13 protein-coding genes are annotated in these 15,296 nt (G+C 57.4%); 4 read left to right on the top strand and 9 right to left on the bottom strand.

All coding sequences use genetic code 11. The features are described from left to right. Window positions 1-4: 4 nt before the first annotated feature. From NOR97_RS18550 to NOR97_RS18565, 4 genes are read left to right on the top strand one after another with little or no spacing between them, the layout of a single operon-like run. Window positions 5-898: a 2-dehydro-3-deoxygalactonokinase gene (locus NOR97_RS18550; protein ID WP_257600986.1), complete on the top strand. Its 894-nt coding sequence runs from the start codon at window positions 5-7 to the stop codon at window positions 896-898. After that, a complete protein-coding gene (locus NOR97_RS18555) occupies window positions 895-1,500 on the top strand; it encodes a 2-dehydro-3-deoxy-6-phosphogalactonate aldolase (protein WP_257600987.1) in 606 nt (201 codons plus the stop codon). The genes NOR97_RS18550 and NOR97_RS18555 overlap by 4 nt, the downstream gene beginning before the upstream one ends. Further along, window positions 1,497-2,357, top strand: coding sequence for an SMP-30/gluconolactonase/LRE family protein (locus NOR97_RS18560; RefSeq protein WP_257600988.1), 861 nt, complete (start codon window positions 1,497-1,499; stop codon window positions 2,355-2,357). Before NOR97_RS18555 ends, NOR97_RS18560 begins: the two co-directional genes overlap by 4 nt. Further along, window positions 2,354-4,270 carry a beta-galactosidase gene (locus tag NOR97_RS18565; protein ID WP_257600989.1) on the top strand — a complete coding sequence of 639 codons (1,917 nt, stop codon included), beginning with the start codon at window positions 2,354-2,356 and terminating at the stop codon, window positions 4,268-4,270. Before NOR97_RS18560 ends, NOR97_RS18565 begins: the two co-directional genes overlap by 4 nt. Window positions 4,271-4,310: 40 nt before the next feature. Here the strand turns inward: NOR97_RS18565 and NOR97_RS18570 are convergent, their stop codons facing one another. The 9 genes from NOR97_RS18570 to NOR97_RS18610 form a co-directional block, all read right to left on the bottom strand. Beyond that, entirely contained in the window at window positions 4,311-5,582 is a 1,272-nt protein-coding gene (locus NOR97_RS18570; RefSeq protein WP_170345342.1) for an ABC transporter permease, read from the bottom strand. Next, window positions 5,579-6,499, bottom strand: a complete 921-nt coding sequence (locus tag NOR97_RS18575) for an ABC transporter permease (protein WP_171615186.1) — start codon at window positions 6,497-6,499, stop codon at window positions 5,579-5,581. Before NOR97_RS18575 ends, NOR97_RS18570 begins: the two co-directional genes overlap by 4 nt. 12 nt (window positions 6,500-6,511) lie before the next feature. Then, entirely contained in the window at window positions 6,512-7,624 is a 1,113-nt protein-coding gene (locus tag NOR97_RS18580; RefSeq protein ID WP_170345340.1) for an ABC transporter ATP-binding protein, read from the bottom strand. Window positions 7,625-7,740: 116 nt separating this feature from the next. After that, window positions 7,741-8,865 (bottom strand): extracellular solute-binding protein, encoded by a 1,125-nt coding sequence (locus NOR97_RS18585; RefSeq protein ID WP_170345339.1) that lies wholly within the window; start codon window positions 8,863-8,865, stop codon window positions 7,741-7,743. A 146-nt stretch (window positions 8,866-9,011) separates the two neighbouring features. Beyond that, entirely contained in the window at window positions 9,012-10,976 is a 1,965-nt protein-coding gene (locus NOR97_RS18590) for a beta-galactosidase (RefSeq protein ID WP_257600991.1), read from the bottom strand. Next, the gene (locus tag NOR97_RS18595; protein ID WP_257600992.1) at window positions 10,973-12,619 is read right to left on the bottom strand and encodes an amino acid ABC transporter permease; all 1,647 of its coding nucleotides are present in this window, start codon (window positions 12,617-12,619) and stop codon (window positions 10,973-10,975) included. Before NOR97_RS18595 ends, NOR97_RS18590 begins: the two co-directional genes overlap by 4 nt. A gap of 64 nt (window positions 12,620-12,683) precedes the next feature. Continuing rightward, window positions 12,684-13,433, bottom strand: a complete 750-nt coding sequence (locus tag NOR97_RS18600) for a basic amino acid ABC transporter substrate-binding protein (RefSeq protein WP_257600993.1) — start codon at window positions 13,431-13,433, stop codon at window positions 12,684-12,686. 22 nt (window positions 13,434-13,455) lie between these two features. Further along, window positions 13,456-14,502: a LacI family DNA-binding transcriptional regulator gene (locus NOR97_RS18605; protein WP_170345335.1), complete on the bottom strand. Its 1,047-nt coding sequence runs from the start codon at window positions 14,500-14,502 to the stop codon at window positions 13,456-13,458. Continuing rightward, window positions 14,502-15,251, bottom strand: coding sequence for a sugar phosphate isomerase/epimerase (locus NOR97_RS18610; RefSeq protein ID WP_257600994.1), 750 nt, complete (start codon window positions 15,249-15,251; stop codon window positions 14,502-14,504). Before NOR97_RS18610 ends, NOR97_RS18605 begins: the two co-directional genes overlap by 1 nt. Window positions 15,252-15,296: the final 45 nt, after the last annotated feature.

Below are 15,296 nucleotides of genomic sequence, written 5' to 3' on the forward strand. Positions count from 1 at the left end.
TGTTATGAATACTGAATGGATCGCCGTCGACTGGGGAACATCTCATTTACGGGCCTGGGCCATGCAGGGTGCGACTGCGCTGGACCATGCGCAATCCGACAAGGGCATGGCGCATGTCGGACCTGACGGGTTTCAAGCCGCCCTGCTGGATCTGATAGAAAACTGGTTGCCCGGCGCGCCGGTGGATGTGGTCGCCTGCGGAATGGTCGGCGCACGACAGGGCTGGGTGGAAGCCCCATATTCGACGGTGCCGTCGGACCCCTTGCCGGATGTCCCGATCCGCGTTCCCGGATCAGACCCGCGTATCCGGGCCTTTGTCATACCCGGTCTGAAACAGACAACCCCGCCGGATGTGATGAGGGGTGAGGAAACCCAGATTGCCGGATTTCTGGGCGCGCGTCAGAATTGGGACGGCGTCATCTGCCTGCCCGGAACCCATACGAAATGGGTTCAGGTAAGCGCTGGCGAGGTTGTAAGCTTTCGTACCTTCATGACGGGTGAGTTGTTCGACCTGCTGTGTGGTCAGTCCGTGCTGCGACACTCTGTAGGTCCGGGCTGGGACGAAATCGCCTTCGCCGAGGCGGTTGCGGATACGTTGTCAAAACCCGAACAATTGGCTGCCCGTCTTTTCAACCTCCGAGCGGCGGACTTGCTGCAAGGCCAGGCCAAAGCCACCGCACGCGCGCGCCTTTCCGGAATGTTGATCGGAGCCGAACTGGCCGCGACACGGCCCTATTGGCTGGGGCAGCAACTGGCCATTATCGGAGCGGAAGGCGTGTCGCAGACATATGCAACAGCCCTGCAACGGCAAGGTGCATTCGTAGAAACCGCGAACGCCACCGAGGCAACTCTGGCCGGGCTTGCGCTGGCCCGAAACATGACAAGGCAAACCGCATGAGCCGTCCCATCATCGCCATATTGCGGGGCTTGCAACCGCACGAAGCCAAAGCCGTTGGCCGCGCCATTATCGATGCCGGCATCGACCGGATCGAAGTACCGCTCAATTCTCCGGACCCGCTCGACAGTATCGGGATTTTGGTTGATGCGTTTGGAAACCAGGCCCTGATCGGCGCGGGTACTGTTTTGACAGTCGATCAGGTGGACGCTGTGTCGGCTGCCGGAGGCAAGTTGATCGTATCACCCAACTATGACGCCGAGGTCATCAAGCGTTCAGTCGCGTTGGGCTTGCAAAGCTGGCCGGGGGTTTACACCCCGACCGAAGCTTTTGCGGCCCTCAAGGCCGGGGCCACCGGGTTGAAGCTGTTCCCGGGGGTGATGGCTGGTCCGGCGGGTTTGGCCGCGTTGCGCCCGGTTTTGCCCATAGGCTCGCTTGTTTTTGCCGTTGGAGGTGCCGGGCCCGAGAATTTCGGGCAATGGATCAAAGCGGGCGCAGATGGCTTTGGGATAGGCTCTGCACTTTACAAACCCGGGATGGATGTCGCCGAAATCGCCGAGCGCGCCCGACACATCGTAACGGCCTATGACGAGGTCGCCGGATGAGCACCCTCTTTGACGACCGCCCCTGCGAGTTGGGCGAAGGCCCGTTGTGGCATCCTGAAAGACGTCAGCTTTTCTGGTTCGATATCATCGGCAAACGTCTGATGACCCGCGAGCGGGGCACGCCAAAAAGCTGGAGCTTCGATGAACATGTCTCGGCCGCGGGCTGGGTAGACCGCGATACGCTTCTGATGGCTTCTGAAACCGGTCTTTGGCGTTTTGATTTGCAATCCGGAAAGCGGAACTTGATCACGCCTCTGGAAGCCGACAACCCCATCACCCGTTCAAACGATGGCCGCGCTGATCCTTGGGGTGGGTTTTGGATCGGAACAATGGGCAAGCAAGCGGAACCCGGGGCCGGATCAATCTATCGCTTCTGGAAAGGTGAGTTGAGACGGTTGGTTCCGGATGTAACAATCTCCAACGCGATCTGTTTTGCCCCCGATCGTTCGGTGGCCTATTTCTGCGACACCGCAACGAAACAGGTCAGACGCTGGCGTCTGAACGCCGAAACCGGTTGGCCGGAAGGCGACAGCGCAGTTTTTCTGGACTTGCGCAAAGAAGGTCTGAACCCGGATGGTGCGGTCATTGATGCCCAGGGGAATATCTGGATCGCACAATGGGGCGCCAGCCGGATCGCGGCGTACACGGCCGACGGCACATTTCTGCAGGCCGTTGCATTTGACGCATCCCATACGTCCTGCCCCGCTTTCGGGGGCGATGAACTGAATACGCTTTTTTGCACAACGGCCCGTCAGGGATTGAGCGCAGAAGCAATAGACAGCCAACCGACCAACGGCATGACCTTTGCAGCACGAAATGCAGGTCAGGGTCAGGCAGAACACAAGGTCATCTTATGAAGCCGGAACTGGGCGTTTGTTATTATCCTGAACATTGGCCAGAGGCGATGTGGGCCGACGATGCCGCGCAAATGGTCGAAACAGGCCTGACATGGGTGCGCATTGGCGAGTTCGCGTGGAGCCGCATCGAGCCGCAATCCGGCGTTTTACAATTCGAATGGCTCGATCGCGCGATCGAGACACTCGGTGCAGCCGGATTGAAGGTCGTGCTGGGCACGCCAACCGCAACGCCGCCGCGCTGGATGCTGGACAAACACCCGGACATGCTGGCCACCGATGAAAATGGCAACCCGCGCAAGTTCGGATCCCGGCGGCATTACTGCTTTAGCCATCAAGGCTATATCGACGAATGTACCCGCCTCGCCCGGATATTGGGTGAACGGTACGGTAAGAACCCGCATGTGGTCGCGTGGCAGATTGACAATGAATACGGGTGTCATGACACCACTCTCAGTTACAGCGCAGCTGCCCAACAGGCGTTTCGCGATTGGTTGGCCGAACGGTATGGAACGATTGAAACGCTGAACCAGGCGTGGGGCAACGTGTTCTGGTCGATGGAATATCGCGACTTCAACGAAATCGAGCTGCCCAATCAAACCGTGACCGAGCCGAACCCGGCTCATGTGCTGGCATTCCGGCGCTTCAGTTCGGATCAGGTCGCGGCATTCAACAAATCACAGGTGGATGTGCTGCGGCCGCTGACCGATGCGCCGCTTTTGCACAATTACATGGGCCGTATTCTGGACTTCGACCATTTCAAGGTTGGCGCGGACCTGGATATCGCCACCTGGGACAGTTATCCGATCGGTTTTCTGTCGGACCGGCTGGAAGGCGGCGACGCGCACAAGACCGCCTATCTGCAACAGGGCGACCCGGACATGCAGGCGTTTCATCATGATCTCTACCGGGCGGTCGGACGCGGCCGTTGGTGGGTGATGGAACAACAACCCGGCCCGGTGAATTGGGCACCGTATAATCCGGCGCCCCTGCCCGGAATGGTGCGGCTTTGGTCTGTGGAAGCCGTGGCTCATGGTGCCGAGGTGGTGAGTTATTTCCGATGGCGGCAAGCCCCGTTTGCGCAAGAGCAAATGCATGCCGGCTTGCTGACGTCGAACAATCACCCTGCTGCTGCACTGGCAGAGGCCCGCCAGACCGCAGATGATCTGAACAATTTGGGTGCGGTACAACAGATACAGGCCAAAGTGGCCATTTTGTTCGATTATGCCTCGGACTGGGCGTGGGCAACACAACCACAAGGCGCGGGATTTGACTATTTTCGATTGGTTTTTTCGGCTTATCGCGCACTGCGACGGGCCGGTCTGTCGGTAGACTTTGTTTCGGCGAAGGACATTCCCGCCGATTACTCGGTGATCCTTGCGCCCGGTTTGGCCACAATGGATCCTGAATTGGAACACCGCCTGGCAAAGAGATGCGATCTTGCCATTCTGGGGCCACGCAGTGGTGCGATCACCCGTGATTTTCAAATTCCTGAAAAGGGCAGACCCGGTCTGAGCAGGATCGATTGCGATGTTGATCTGGTCGAAACTCTGCCGCCCACGGTTGAACGCGCGGTCAAGGGTGGTGGCGCGGCGCGGCATTGGATCGACCGATTGTCAGGAACGGCCAAAGACCTGCTGAGTTTTGAAGACGGAACATCTGCCCTAAAGGCAGGGGACGGTATTTGGTACTTGGCAGGTTTCCCGGATGAGGACCTTTGGGACCGTGTGATAGCCATGGCCGCGGAAGAAGCAGATTTGACATTGCGCACGATGCCGCAAGGCCTGCGACTGCGCGAGACGGCCAATCATGACTTCCTGATCAACTACAACGCAGGACCGGTGGAATGGAACGGGCTCACCGTCGAAGGCTGTGATGTCAAAATCCTGAAACGCAAACCGCCCGAACAGACCTGAGGTCAGTCCGGGCGGGTGCCGAGTTTGCGAACCTGCGCCGCTATTCGTCGCTTTGCAGGCTGTTGGGGTCAAACACCCCGCCGAAACCACTGTTGTTGGACGGAGCGCTTTCAGATTCAGACCCTCCATCTGCGCCTTCGCTTTCCTCGCCCCCTAAAGAGTTCGGCGCGAATACATTGCCAAAGCCGCTGTTGTTCGTCGGTTTTGGAGTGGATTGCGCACCGCCCTGTTCCGCTTCTTCAGCTTCGCGTTGCTTGCGGCGTTCCTCACGCTGTTTGCGCAACTCCTGAATACGCTGTTCCGCTTCCAACTTCTTCTGCTCGCGGATATCGGCAATACACTGCGCCGGATTGTAGGTGGCCGCAGTGCCGACAACCGTGATCGTCGCGACGGCAAATACAACCAACAGAACCGCTGCCATGTTGCCGGAAAAGAAGCTGGGCAATTTGATCTTGCCGGCCAGTTCCTCAACCGTCGCGTTCTTGCGCGCCGCTGCCACCAGTTCCTGACGCTTCAGCTTGGCTTCGTTCAGCAGAGCGAAGAACACCGTCAGCGCCACGATGATGAAGGCCAGTGCCGAGATCGCGGGTGTGATGCCATAACGGACCTTTTGGGCCAGCTCGATCGTCAACGTCGGGTATTCACCGAAGGTAAAGGTTGTGGTGTTGTAATTCTCGAACGATGCGAGGAACGCCAAAACCGCTGCCGATGCAATCGCCGGGCGCATGAACGGCAACAGGATCTTGCGGAAGGCCTGTGCGTGGCTGGCCCCAAGATCCAGCGCAGCCTCGGTCAGCGCCATGTCGTAGCGCTGCAAGCGTGCCACCAACACCAGCATGCAGTAGCTGGCGATAAAGGTGGATTGGCCGATCACCGTCAGGAAGATGCCATTCGACAGGAAGCTGTCCGCCCCCAGTCCCAACATCCGGTTGATCCGGTCCCAGAACACCAGCGTCGAGATACCCAGAACCACGCCGGGGATCAGGATCGGAGCGATGATGATCGTATAGTAAGTCGCCCGCAGCTTTGGCCAGATCTGGGTCAGCATCAGTGCACCCGCCAGACCCATGGCGACTGACAGGATGACCGTGCCGATCCCGATGATCAGTGAGTTCTTGATACCGTTCAGGATTCGCTGATCCTGAAACAACTCCCCAAACCACTGGAAGGTCAGGCATTCCCACGGGCTCATCCGTGGGAAGCCGGACGAGTTGAACGCGGTGATCGACATGATCACAAGCGGACCCAGCAGATACAGGAAGAAGAGCGCCAGATAGACCCAGATGCTTATACGGAGGAAGGAATTGTTCATTTCCCGATATCCCCCATGTTCACTTTGAACAGGCGCATCATGGCCAGCACGAACAGGATACAGGTCACCAGCAGGACAATCGCGTACGCAGCCCCTTGCGGCCAGTCGTTGTTATCGTTGAACTGCTGATAGATCAGCTGCGTGAACCACAGCGACGACGGCCCGCCCAGAATTTGCGGTGCAGCCAACGCACCGGCAGACAGCATGAACACCATGGTACAGCCCGAACTGATTCCCGGCTTGGCATAGGGAATGACCACACGCCAATGTATCCGCCACCACGGCGCACCAAGGTCGCGCGCTGCTTCGATCTGATTTTTGTCCAAGCTTTCTATGACGTTGTACATCGGGAAGATCATCAGCAGGATATAGGCATAGCCCAAACCGGCATAGAGCGCGATATCGTTCCGGATGAAGTCAAACGGCACATCCCAGATCCCCAGTCCCACGAACAGCGTGTTCAAAACGCCGGTTTCACCAAAGATAATGCGCAACGCAAAGGCGCGCAGAATCTCGTTGATCCAGTAAGGGATGATCAGCATGATCGCGAAGATGCGGATATGGCTGCCTTCGGATTGCCCCAGATAGTAGGCGATCGGATAGCAGATGATCAGGTTGAAAATCGTGACGCAAACCGCCGCCACGAGGGTGCGGAAGAACACCCGCAGGTCAACCGTGTTGTAATCCTGGCTGCCACCTTCGGGGCCGTATATCAGATACTTGTAGTTCTCCAGCGTATAGACGTCCTTCGGCCCACCAATCTCTGGCGGCGGAAGGTTCGGACGGAACGAGAAATCCAGCATCGACAGCTGCGGCAGGATGATCAGGCCGATGGTCCAGAACAGAACCAGGCCCAGGATCGCCAAACCCATACCGGTTCCGTTGCGGTTGAAGAATTCCTTCAGAAAATGGGGCATGAGTTCATCCCCTTATTCTGCGGCCAGTTCACCGGCAGGAACAACGACGGCATTGTGCGTTTCGTATTCCAGCGTGATGTTCTGCCCGGTGTGATCGTCGAAAGACTGCCCGTGGTTGGGGATCGAGACCTTGATTTCCTTGCCGCCTTCACCCTCGGTAAAGATATTGAATGCGTTTCCTTCGAACTCTTCATGATTGACCCGGGCAGTGACGAAGTGATCACCCGTTGCGCCATCGGGGGCAATTGCAAAGGCCTCGGGACGGATGAACATCATCGCGTCATCACCTTCTTTCATCTTGCCCTGATTGGCCGTCGAAATCCGTGCCACCAGATCACCCGAGCGGTTGGTCGAGATCAAAGCTTCGGTGCCCATCACCTGTTTGACTTTTCCTCGGAACACATTGTTTTCGCCGACAAAAGAGGCAGCAAAAGCCGTGTTGGGATCGTTGTAAATCGTTTTCCCGTCGGCAATCTGGTCAATCACACCGGCACGCATGACGGCGATATTGTCCGACATGGTCAGCGCTTCGCCCTGATCGTGCGTGATGTAGATAAAGGTAATACCGACCCGTTGCTGAATCTCACGGAGTTCGGTCCGCATGTGCTGGCGCAGCTTCAGGTCAAGCGCTGACAGAGGTTCATCCAGCAACAGCACGTCCGGTTCCGCGCAGAGTGCCCGGGCAATAGCAACACGCTGACGCTGACCGCCCGACAATTCGCTTGGCAGTTTGTCCCCCTGCCCCGGCAACGCAATCATGTCCAGAAGCTCATCGGCACGCCTGCGGCGCTCGGCAGCACTGGCCCCTTTGATTTCCATGGAAAACGTAATGTTTTCCCAGACTTTCATCAGCGGGAACAAAGCGAGATTCTGAAAGATCAGCGCTGTCGGACGCTTGTTGGGCCCGATACCGCGCATATTGTTGCCACCAATCAGAACATTGCCTTCGCTTGGTTCAAGAAAGCCCGAAACAGCCCTTAGAATGGTTGTTTTACCGCAGCCGGAAGGCCCGAGGAACGAAAAGAAATCGCCCCCGTTGATGCTGACGTTTGCATCGCGCACGGCGACGAAGTCACCGAAACGGATCCACAGGTTTTCCAGATCGACTCCGACCCCTGCACTCATTTTTGGTTTCTCCCTGAAGTGCGTGTTTTCACCACACTGTATTTGTGTCCGTCACGCCGGGACGGCGCGCAGATGGGTGCCCCCCGCAAAAAGCAGGGGGCGAAGGTTCGGAACGCTTAAGCGCTCTTGAACTTGTTGACGAACTCGGTCCGGGTTTCGGCATACCAAGGTGCTTCGGCCGGCCACGGATTGAGGTTGGCCAGCGAGTCGCCCGGATAGGCCTCGGCAAAGTTCTTCTTGTAGGTGTCGCCGGAATACTGGTCGGCTCCCAGAACCGGCGAGTTGTAGCCGTGACTGTCAATGGCAACACCGGCCGGCTTGGCCTGATAGGCAAAGTCGATGAAAGCGTAAACCTGGTCGATATTCGCGGCACCAGTCGGCATGGACATACCGTCCACCCAAGCCATCGCACCTTCGACGGGCGCCTGATAGTGCACCGGCTCGCCTGCGGATTTCAGTGCAAGGGGTGGGCCGTCCCAGGTTTGGCCAACGACAACGCCTTCGTTCAGAAGACCGTTCTTCTGCGTATCGGCGTCGTTCCAGATCAGTTTGATGCGGTCCTTGCGTGCAATGCACCAGTCGGTGATCTGGCCCCAAACCTTGCGCATGGTGTCTTCATCACCGTACGCGGCCCAAACCGAACCCGGCTCCATCTCGCCAGCGCGCTCCATGTACAGACCCGCGCCCAGCATCATCGAATGCGCGCGACCCATGGTCTTGCCGGCGTTTTCTTCCGACCAGACGTCGCCATAGGATGGTGCGTCGCCTTCGGGCAGCCACAGGTCGGTGCGATAGGCAATGCCTTCGGTACCCCAGATATGCGGCAGCCAATGCGCACCGCTGTCACCAAAGTTCCAGGCATCGGTACCGATCTTGGCCATCGCCGGGTTGACCTTGTCGATCGGAACCTTGTTCATGTCGAAGGGCTGCAACAATTCCAGCGGTTCCCACTGCAACGAACGGTTGTTGGTCGGTGAAACGATATCAAAGCCCTGGCCCTTGGTGGCCTTCATCTTGTTGATGATTTCTTCGTTCGAGCCGATGCCGGTGTAATTCACCTTGATTCCCGTAAGGGTCTCAAACTCTTCAATGAAGCTGGGCGGCAGGTAGTCCGACCACATCAGAATGTTGATTTCGCCCGACGAAGCCAGAGCGCTCTTGCTGTACAGGGGTGCCGCAAGTGCAGCGGCGCCCGCGCTTTTCAGCACAGAGCGTCTCGAAAGAGTCGAATGTTTAGTCATAAGTGTTCTCCCGTTGTTGGATTAGTTTGTTATTGTTTTTTATTCATAGGACTTTCTGTGCCCGTACGTCAGTCCAAAAGTGACAGTTTGCGGAATTCTTATGTCCAGTTTTGAGTCTTGACACGTTTTGGTTGAATTTCAAGGCGTTAGTTTTCCTCCCAGACAGTGAAATCGTATGCACAGACCGGATCGGAGCCAAGCAGCATGCGTCGTGATCCACCACCAGGCAGGGGTTTGGACATGTCACCAAAATTGAAGGCAAAATGCAACGTACCGCGCCGGGTTACGCGTAAGTCTGGATCGCAGTCCAGAGGTTTCAGCCCTGCCCATTCCAGGACATCGCGCATAATCTCGTGCAAGAGCGCACCGCTGGGGACCATGGCCAGATATGTTGCACGATCCGACCGGATGACCGCGGGGCTGCCGTCGCAATAGGCACTTTTGAAGCGCGCCAGGACATTTGCCTCGGTCTCGACGATTTCGCGCCACCCACCAAAGCCAAAAATCTGACCGTTCTGCAACTGCACAGAATCTCTCGCAATATCCGGGAGCGATTCGACACGGGCAACTCGGACGCCGGTCAGATCCGCCAACACACCCGGCGCCAGATTTGAAGGGGTGTGCATTTGAGCTGTCTTGCTGCCGGACCGGGCACCAATCAATAGCTTTGCCCCCGAAGCATCAAGTCTTGCGGCCAGATCCGGGGTCACGATCATGCTTTGCGGCAGCACGATCAGGGCGTAACCTTCCAAACCATCCTTGGGACCAACAAAATCAATGTCCACCCCCAGACTGCGCAAGGCGGTGTACCATTCGCGGAAGATTTGGGAATTGGGGAAGTCATCATCATGCGGCAGGATATCGGCCGCCCAGATCGAAGCGTAATCCAGCATCATCGCCACCGAGGCTTTTCCGCGCGTCGTCGGCGGGAGGTTTTCGCGTTCCTTCACGACCTGAACCAGCTCAAGCGCGGCTTGATCCACACTGTCATCCGAGCGCAGCAAAGCCGTATGGTATTGTTCCTGCGCGAACTTTGCCTGTCGCCATCGAAAGAACAACACAGCTTGTGCGCCGTGGGCATAAGCGGCCCAGGTCCAAAGCCGAACCATCCCTTCGGCCGGAGAAGGATTCTGAGCCGCCCAGTCCACCGGCCCCGGTTGCTGTTCCAACACCCATACCCGCCCCCGCCCCTGACTGCGATACAGGTCGCAATGAAACCCCTGATAGTCAGGCGCGCCGGTTCGCAGATAGCGGCGCTTTTCTGTCTCTGACAGGGTTGATCCCATCAGATTGCCCAGCGGGTAGCTGTCAAAGCCGACGATATCCAGATCGGCGGCCACTGCGTGGTGATCGAATTCGAAACTGCCGGCCATGAAGTTGTGCGTGATATCTCGACCCGGCGCATGTTCGCGCAGCACGTCCACCTGAGCCTTGTTGAACAACCGCACCCGATCCGAGGAATAGCGTCTGAAATCAAGGGCATGAGTGGGGTTGGGTGTGGCGACCAAACCGTTGGGCAGTTCAATCTGGTCAAAGCCGGAATAGCCGGTCCCCCAAAACACGGTCCCCCAGACCTCGTTCAGTGCGTCGATTGTGCCGTATCGTTGTGCCAGCCAGCGCCGAAAGCCAGACCGCGCGGCATCGGAATAGCTGAGAACGGTGTCGTGGTCGTTGTACTCATTGTCGATTTGCCAGGCATGGACATGCGGGTTCTGGCCATATCGGCTGGCATATTCCGTCGCGATCCTTTGCGCCTCGGCCAGGTATACGTCACTGGAAAAACAATAATGTCTGCGCGACCCATACCCCCGGACCCGGCCGTCCGGGCCAACCGGCAGAATTTCGGGGTGCTCATCAATCAGCCATTTGGGTGGCGCAGCCGTTGGAGTCGACATCATGACCCGCAGGCCGGCCTGCCCCAGAATCTCGATGACGTCATCCAGCCAGTCCCAGCGAAACCGACCGCGGGCCGGTTCAATCAGACCCCAGGTGAACTCGGCGATCCGAACCCAATCCAAACCCATCTCGGCCATCCGCGCGGCGTCACTGCGCCACTGGGACGGGTCCCATTGTTCGGGGTAGTAACAAACCCCAAGCTCCAGCTTGCTCATCGGTTGTCCTTTGCCGTGCGCCGTTCGATCCACTTCAGGAAGCTTGCGCAACCGAGGGTGAGCACCACGTACAAAACTGCCGCCGTGTTGAACGGCGCAAAGGGCAGAAAGCTTGCTGCCTGGAACTCTCGCATCCTTTGGGTCATGTCGCGAACGGACAGGATGGACAGCAACGAGGTATCCTTGATCATCGCGATAAACTCATTTCCCAGAGGTGGAGTTACGATCCGCAAGGCCTGAGGCAGAACGATCAACCGCGCTGTCTGCCAGCGGGACAAACCCAGGGAACTGCCCGCTTCCAATTGCCCTTTGGGAATAGCCTCAATCCCCGATCGGAATATTTCGGCCATATAGGCCGAGTACCCGACGGAAATCGCGATGATCCCGCGTGTCATGTTGGTCATATCAATGCCGCCCCCAGTGGCATCCTTGACCGCGCCCGCCAAAGGCAGACCGATATAAAGGATGATCACCAGCATCGGAATGCCGCGTATCGTGTCCACAAAGAATTCAGCCCCGACCGCCAAGGGATGCAGCTTGTGCTGTGCGCCGCCGATGGTCAGCGTGAGTAGCAAAAAGCCAAAAACGGCGAAGGCCAGCGCGGGATTCCGGTATTTGTCAGGCAAGAAAACTGTCTGCCATAGAACCGGATAGCCTTGTGTGTGAGCGTCTACTGGCACAAAGGCTCCGGACACGCTGTCGACGGTTTCTATCTGCTCCAAAGCCGCGACAGGATCAGTGGCACTGCGTATGCGGTATTGCTGGTCGCCGGCACCTTCGAACTCGCCGAACCGGATGATGTCAGCCTGCGCCTGTGGCGTGCCGCGCACAATGGCGATGCGCCCTTCGGTGCTTCCGACCAGAACGTAACTGACCTGTGGCTGCATGAAGAAAAAGGCGGATATTGCAAGCAATGTCAGGCTGATGGAACCATACAGTATCGTGGTACGCGCTCGTGGTTTGAACGATTGCAGCCCCACCCAGATCAGACCCAGAATGGCCGAGAAGATATAAGCGAAGATGGCTGCGCGGAACGTAATGGCAACGCCGGTCGCGAACTGCCAGTGGGCCATGAACATCAGATAAAACAAAACCGCACCTGTAAGGCATTCCAGCCCCAGTAGAACGTGCCCGCGCCAAGGGGGTTGCAAACCCGCTGACATCAGGCTCAAGGCGACAACGGCTGTGTATGCGGCCAGAAGAACTTGCAGACCTGTTTGAACCTGGGTCACGACTTCGGGATACAACACCCAGGTCTGACTGGACCGGTCGATCAGGGTTGATGTGTTCTCGCTGAGTGCATGAAAGAAAACGGATTCCGCGAAGGGCATCAAAAGCTGTGGAGATACGAAGCTTGAGACCAAAAGCGCAATTGATGCAGGCAGCGCCGCAAGGGCCGAAACCCGCAACCAGCCGGGGGCATGATTGGTAAAACGTGCGTGCCGGGCGCAGAGATATCCAAGGATTGCAACCGAGACGATCAGCAGAAAACCGACGAAAACAGGCCCTGCATTGTTGCCGATCCCCAGAATTGCAATCAGAGATCGCAGGTATTTCGAGGACGTGGCGAACAGATAGATGATGAAAGGGGCGGCTGCGAGCAACACAAGATTGCTCGGGCGGATCGTGCTGAGACGCGACATGGAACTTCTCCGCTGAAACATGGCCCGGCAACGTCAGCCGCCGGGCCCAGAAGGGCTTGAAGGATCAGTTTGTGCCCCAGTATTTGGCTTTCAGCGTGTCCAGCGTGCCGTCTTCCTGAATGGCGGCGAGACCGGCATTGATTGCATCCACCGTCGGGTCACCTTCCTGAAACACGATACCCAATGGATCCGATTGCAGGCCTGTGATGCCCACGGTCAGTTCTCCGGCAAACTCCTGCTCGTAGGCCGCGGCAGAGGTGCCATCGATGATCACCCCTTGCACGTCTGCGTTCTGAAGCGCCAGAATAGCCGCCGAGAAGTTGTCGTAGAGGCTGACATTCTCGCGCCCCACAAGCTCTTCCGCCAGTTGGGCGTTGGTCGTCGCGGTTTGTGCCGCCAGTTTCTGGCCACCAGCTTTGAAATCCTCAAGCGTCATATCCGCGTTGTCGACTTGCAGCAAAATGGCCTGACTGACAACGATGTAAGGTTCGGAGAAGTCCATAGTCTGTTCACGCTCGGGCGTGATCGATACGCCCGAGATGACCAGATCGAATTCACCCTGCTGAAGCGCCGCAAAGATGCCGTCCCAGGCGGTATTTACGAAATTCGGAACGCAATTGATCTTTTCACAGATTGCGTTCATCACGTCGACATCAAAGCCTACGATTTCACCGGTTGCTTCGTCGACGGTTTCCATCGGGGGATAGGTTGCATCCGTTCCGATCTTGAGCACGCGACCTTCCAGATCGGCGGCAAAAGCCGCAGGCGCTGTCAGCATTGCAAGCGTTGCAGCGGCAAATAGGTTTTTGAACATGTTCGGTTTCTCCTCTGTTGGCTCAGTTGGTCTGCGCCATACCCGGCGCCGGGGTGTCAGGTTGCCGCTCGATCAATCTGGCCCTGATCTTTTTTTGCGTTTCGGACGGATCAACGCCGTTCAATGCTTTTAGCATGAATTCCCCCAGCAGGCGGCTGGTCTCGCCTATCGGCAAGTAATAGGTGCTGGGCGGGGGGACGAAATACTGGCTGAGTTTCAGATCGTCATTGGAAATGACGACGACATCCCTGCCGATTTGAACGCCCATGTCGGCGGCGGCGGACAAGGCGCCAAGGGTCATCGCCTCGTTCGCGCAAATAATGGCGCTTGGCCGGTTGTGCATTCGCATCAGCGCCGCAAACGCCCTTTGCCCGGTCTTCGCCGTGGTCGGGCCGGGAAAAACAAGGGCCGGATCAAACTCCATGCCACCTGCCGACAGAGCGTCTGAGTATCCCTGGAGACGTTGACGGGCGTAGATCAGGCCATCCGGCGGATTGATAAGCGCGATCCGCCTGTGCCCCAATGCCAGCAGTCGAGCGGTTGCATCAAAAGCAGCGGCCTGACTGTCGAGATCCACGTAAGGATGTGGTTGGGCACTGTCACTCATCCCGTACGTGACAAACGGAAAACCCTCATCTTGCAGATAGGCGATACGCGGGTCATTCACCCGTGTACCGGAAAAGACCACACCGTCTGCCAACCCTTCCTGCACAATGGAATGTAGGGTCTGCAATGCGGCTTCAACATCTCGTACGCTGAAGACACTCAACTCATAACGTGACCCTTGAACCGCGTCGGATATTCCGGCCAGAATCCGCGTAAACTCCACACCTTCCCACTCTTCAGCGGCACTGCCCGAAACACTGACCAATACAGCAATCCTGTAGGATTTATTGGTGCGCAGTTTCAGGCCGTCCAGATTGACCCGATACCCAAGCTCGGACGCCGCCTTTTGGATCTCTTCCCGCGTTTCGCGCTTTACCGAAGAGGCTCCGCGCAGGGCGTTTGAAACTGTACCAACTGAATAGCCGGTCATACGGGCAATCGATTTGATCGTTGCCCGCGCCATCAGCCGATACCCCCAAGCCGTTCAGTCAAAAACGACCGCCCCGTTTGCAAGGTGCGCCTGTGATCGGCGGTTTCATCATGCTCGAAGAAAAGGTCTGTGCACCTGGTGCTTGAAAGGGCTCGTATCGTGGCGTCCCAATCGACAACACCCTCACCCAGATTGCGCCAGCGCCTGTCGTCTGATCCGCCCTGCGGATCCACGTCCTTTGCATGGACAGACAGGATTCGATCCGCATGGCGCGCCAGCAGGTCAGCCACGTCCTGACCGGCCGCGACGATCCAACCGATATCAGGCTGCCAATAGATGTTTTCTTGCGCCAGAATCTGTTCAAGAGGCGTATTTCCCGGCGCGCCGAACAGATCAAAGTCGTGGTTGTGATAGGCCAGACAGACGCCGTGATCCCTCAGTCGATCTGCCCAATCGGACAACTGGCCCGACACTGCCTTCCATCCCCGGGCAGTGCCGGGCCGCGCCTGTGGCGCCAGCCAAGGCATGACCGCCACCTGGCATTCCAAAAGGTGCAGTACTTCAACGATGTCGTCGAAACGCTCGTGGAACTCCTCCCAATCGAAATGTGCAGAACGAAGGTTAAGACCTGATTGATGGACGATGCGCGCCATCTCTTGCGGTGTCATGCCATGCAGCCCGGTGGTTTCGATATCCGAAAACCCGCATGCGGAAACCAACGTCAGTTGATCCGCCAGATCACCGCATTGCCGAACCGTGTAAAGCTGCGCCGATACCCGCATTTTTCACCATTGAAACGTTTCAATTATGGTGAAACACGAAACGCA

It is taken from the genome of Ruegeria sp. YS9 (assembly GCF_024628725.1).
In the GTDB taxonomy this organism is placed as follows: Bacteria; Pseudomonadota; Alphaproteobacteria; order Rhodobacterales; family Rhodobacteraceae; genus Ruegeria; species Ruegeria atlantica_C.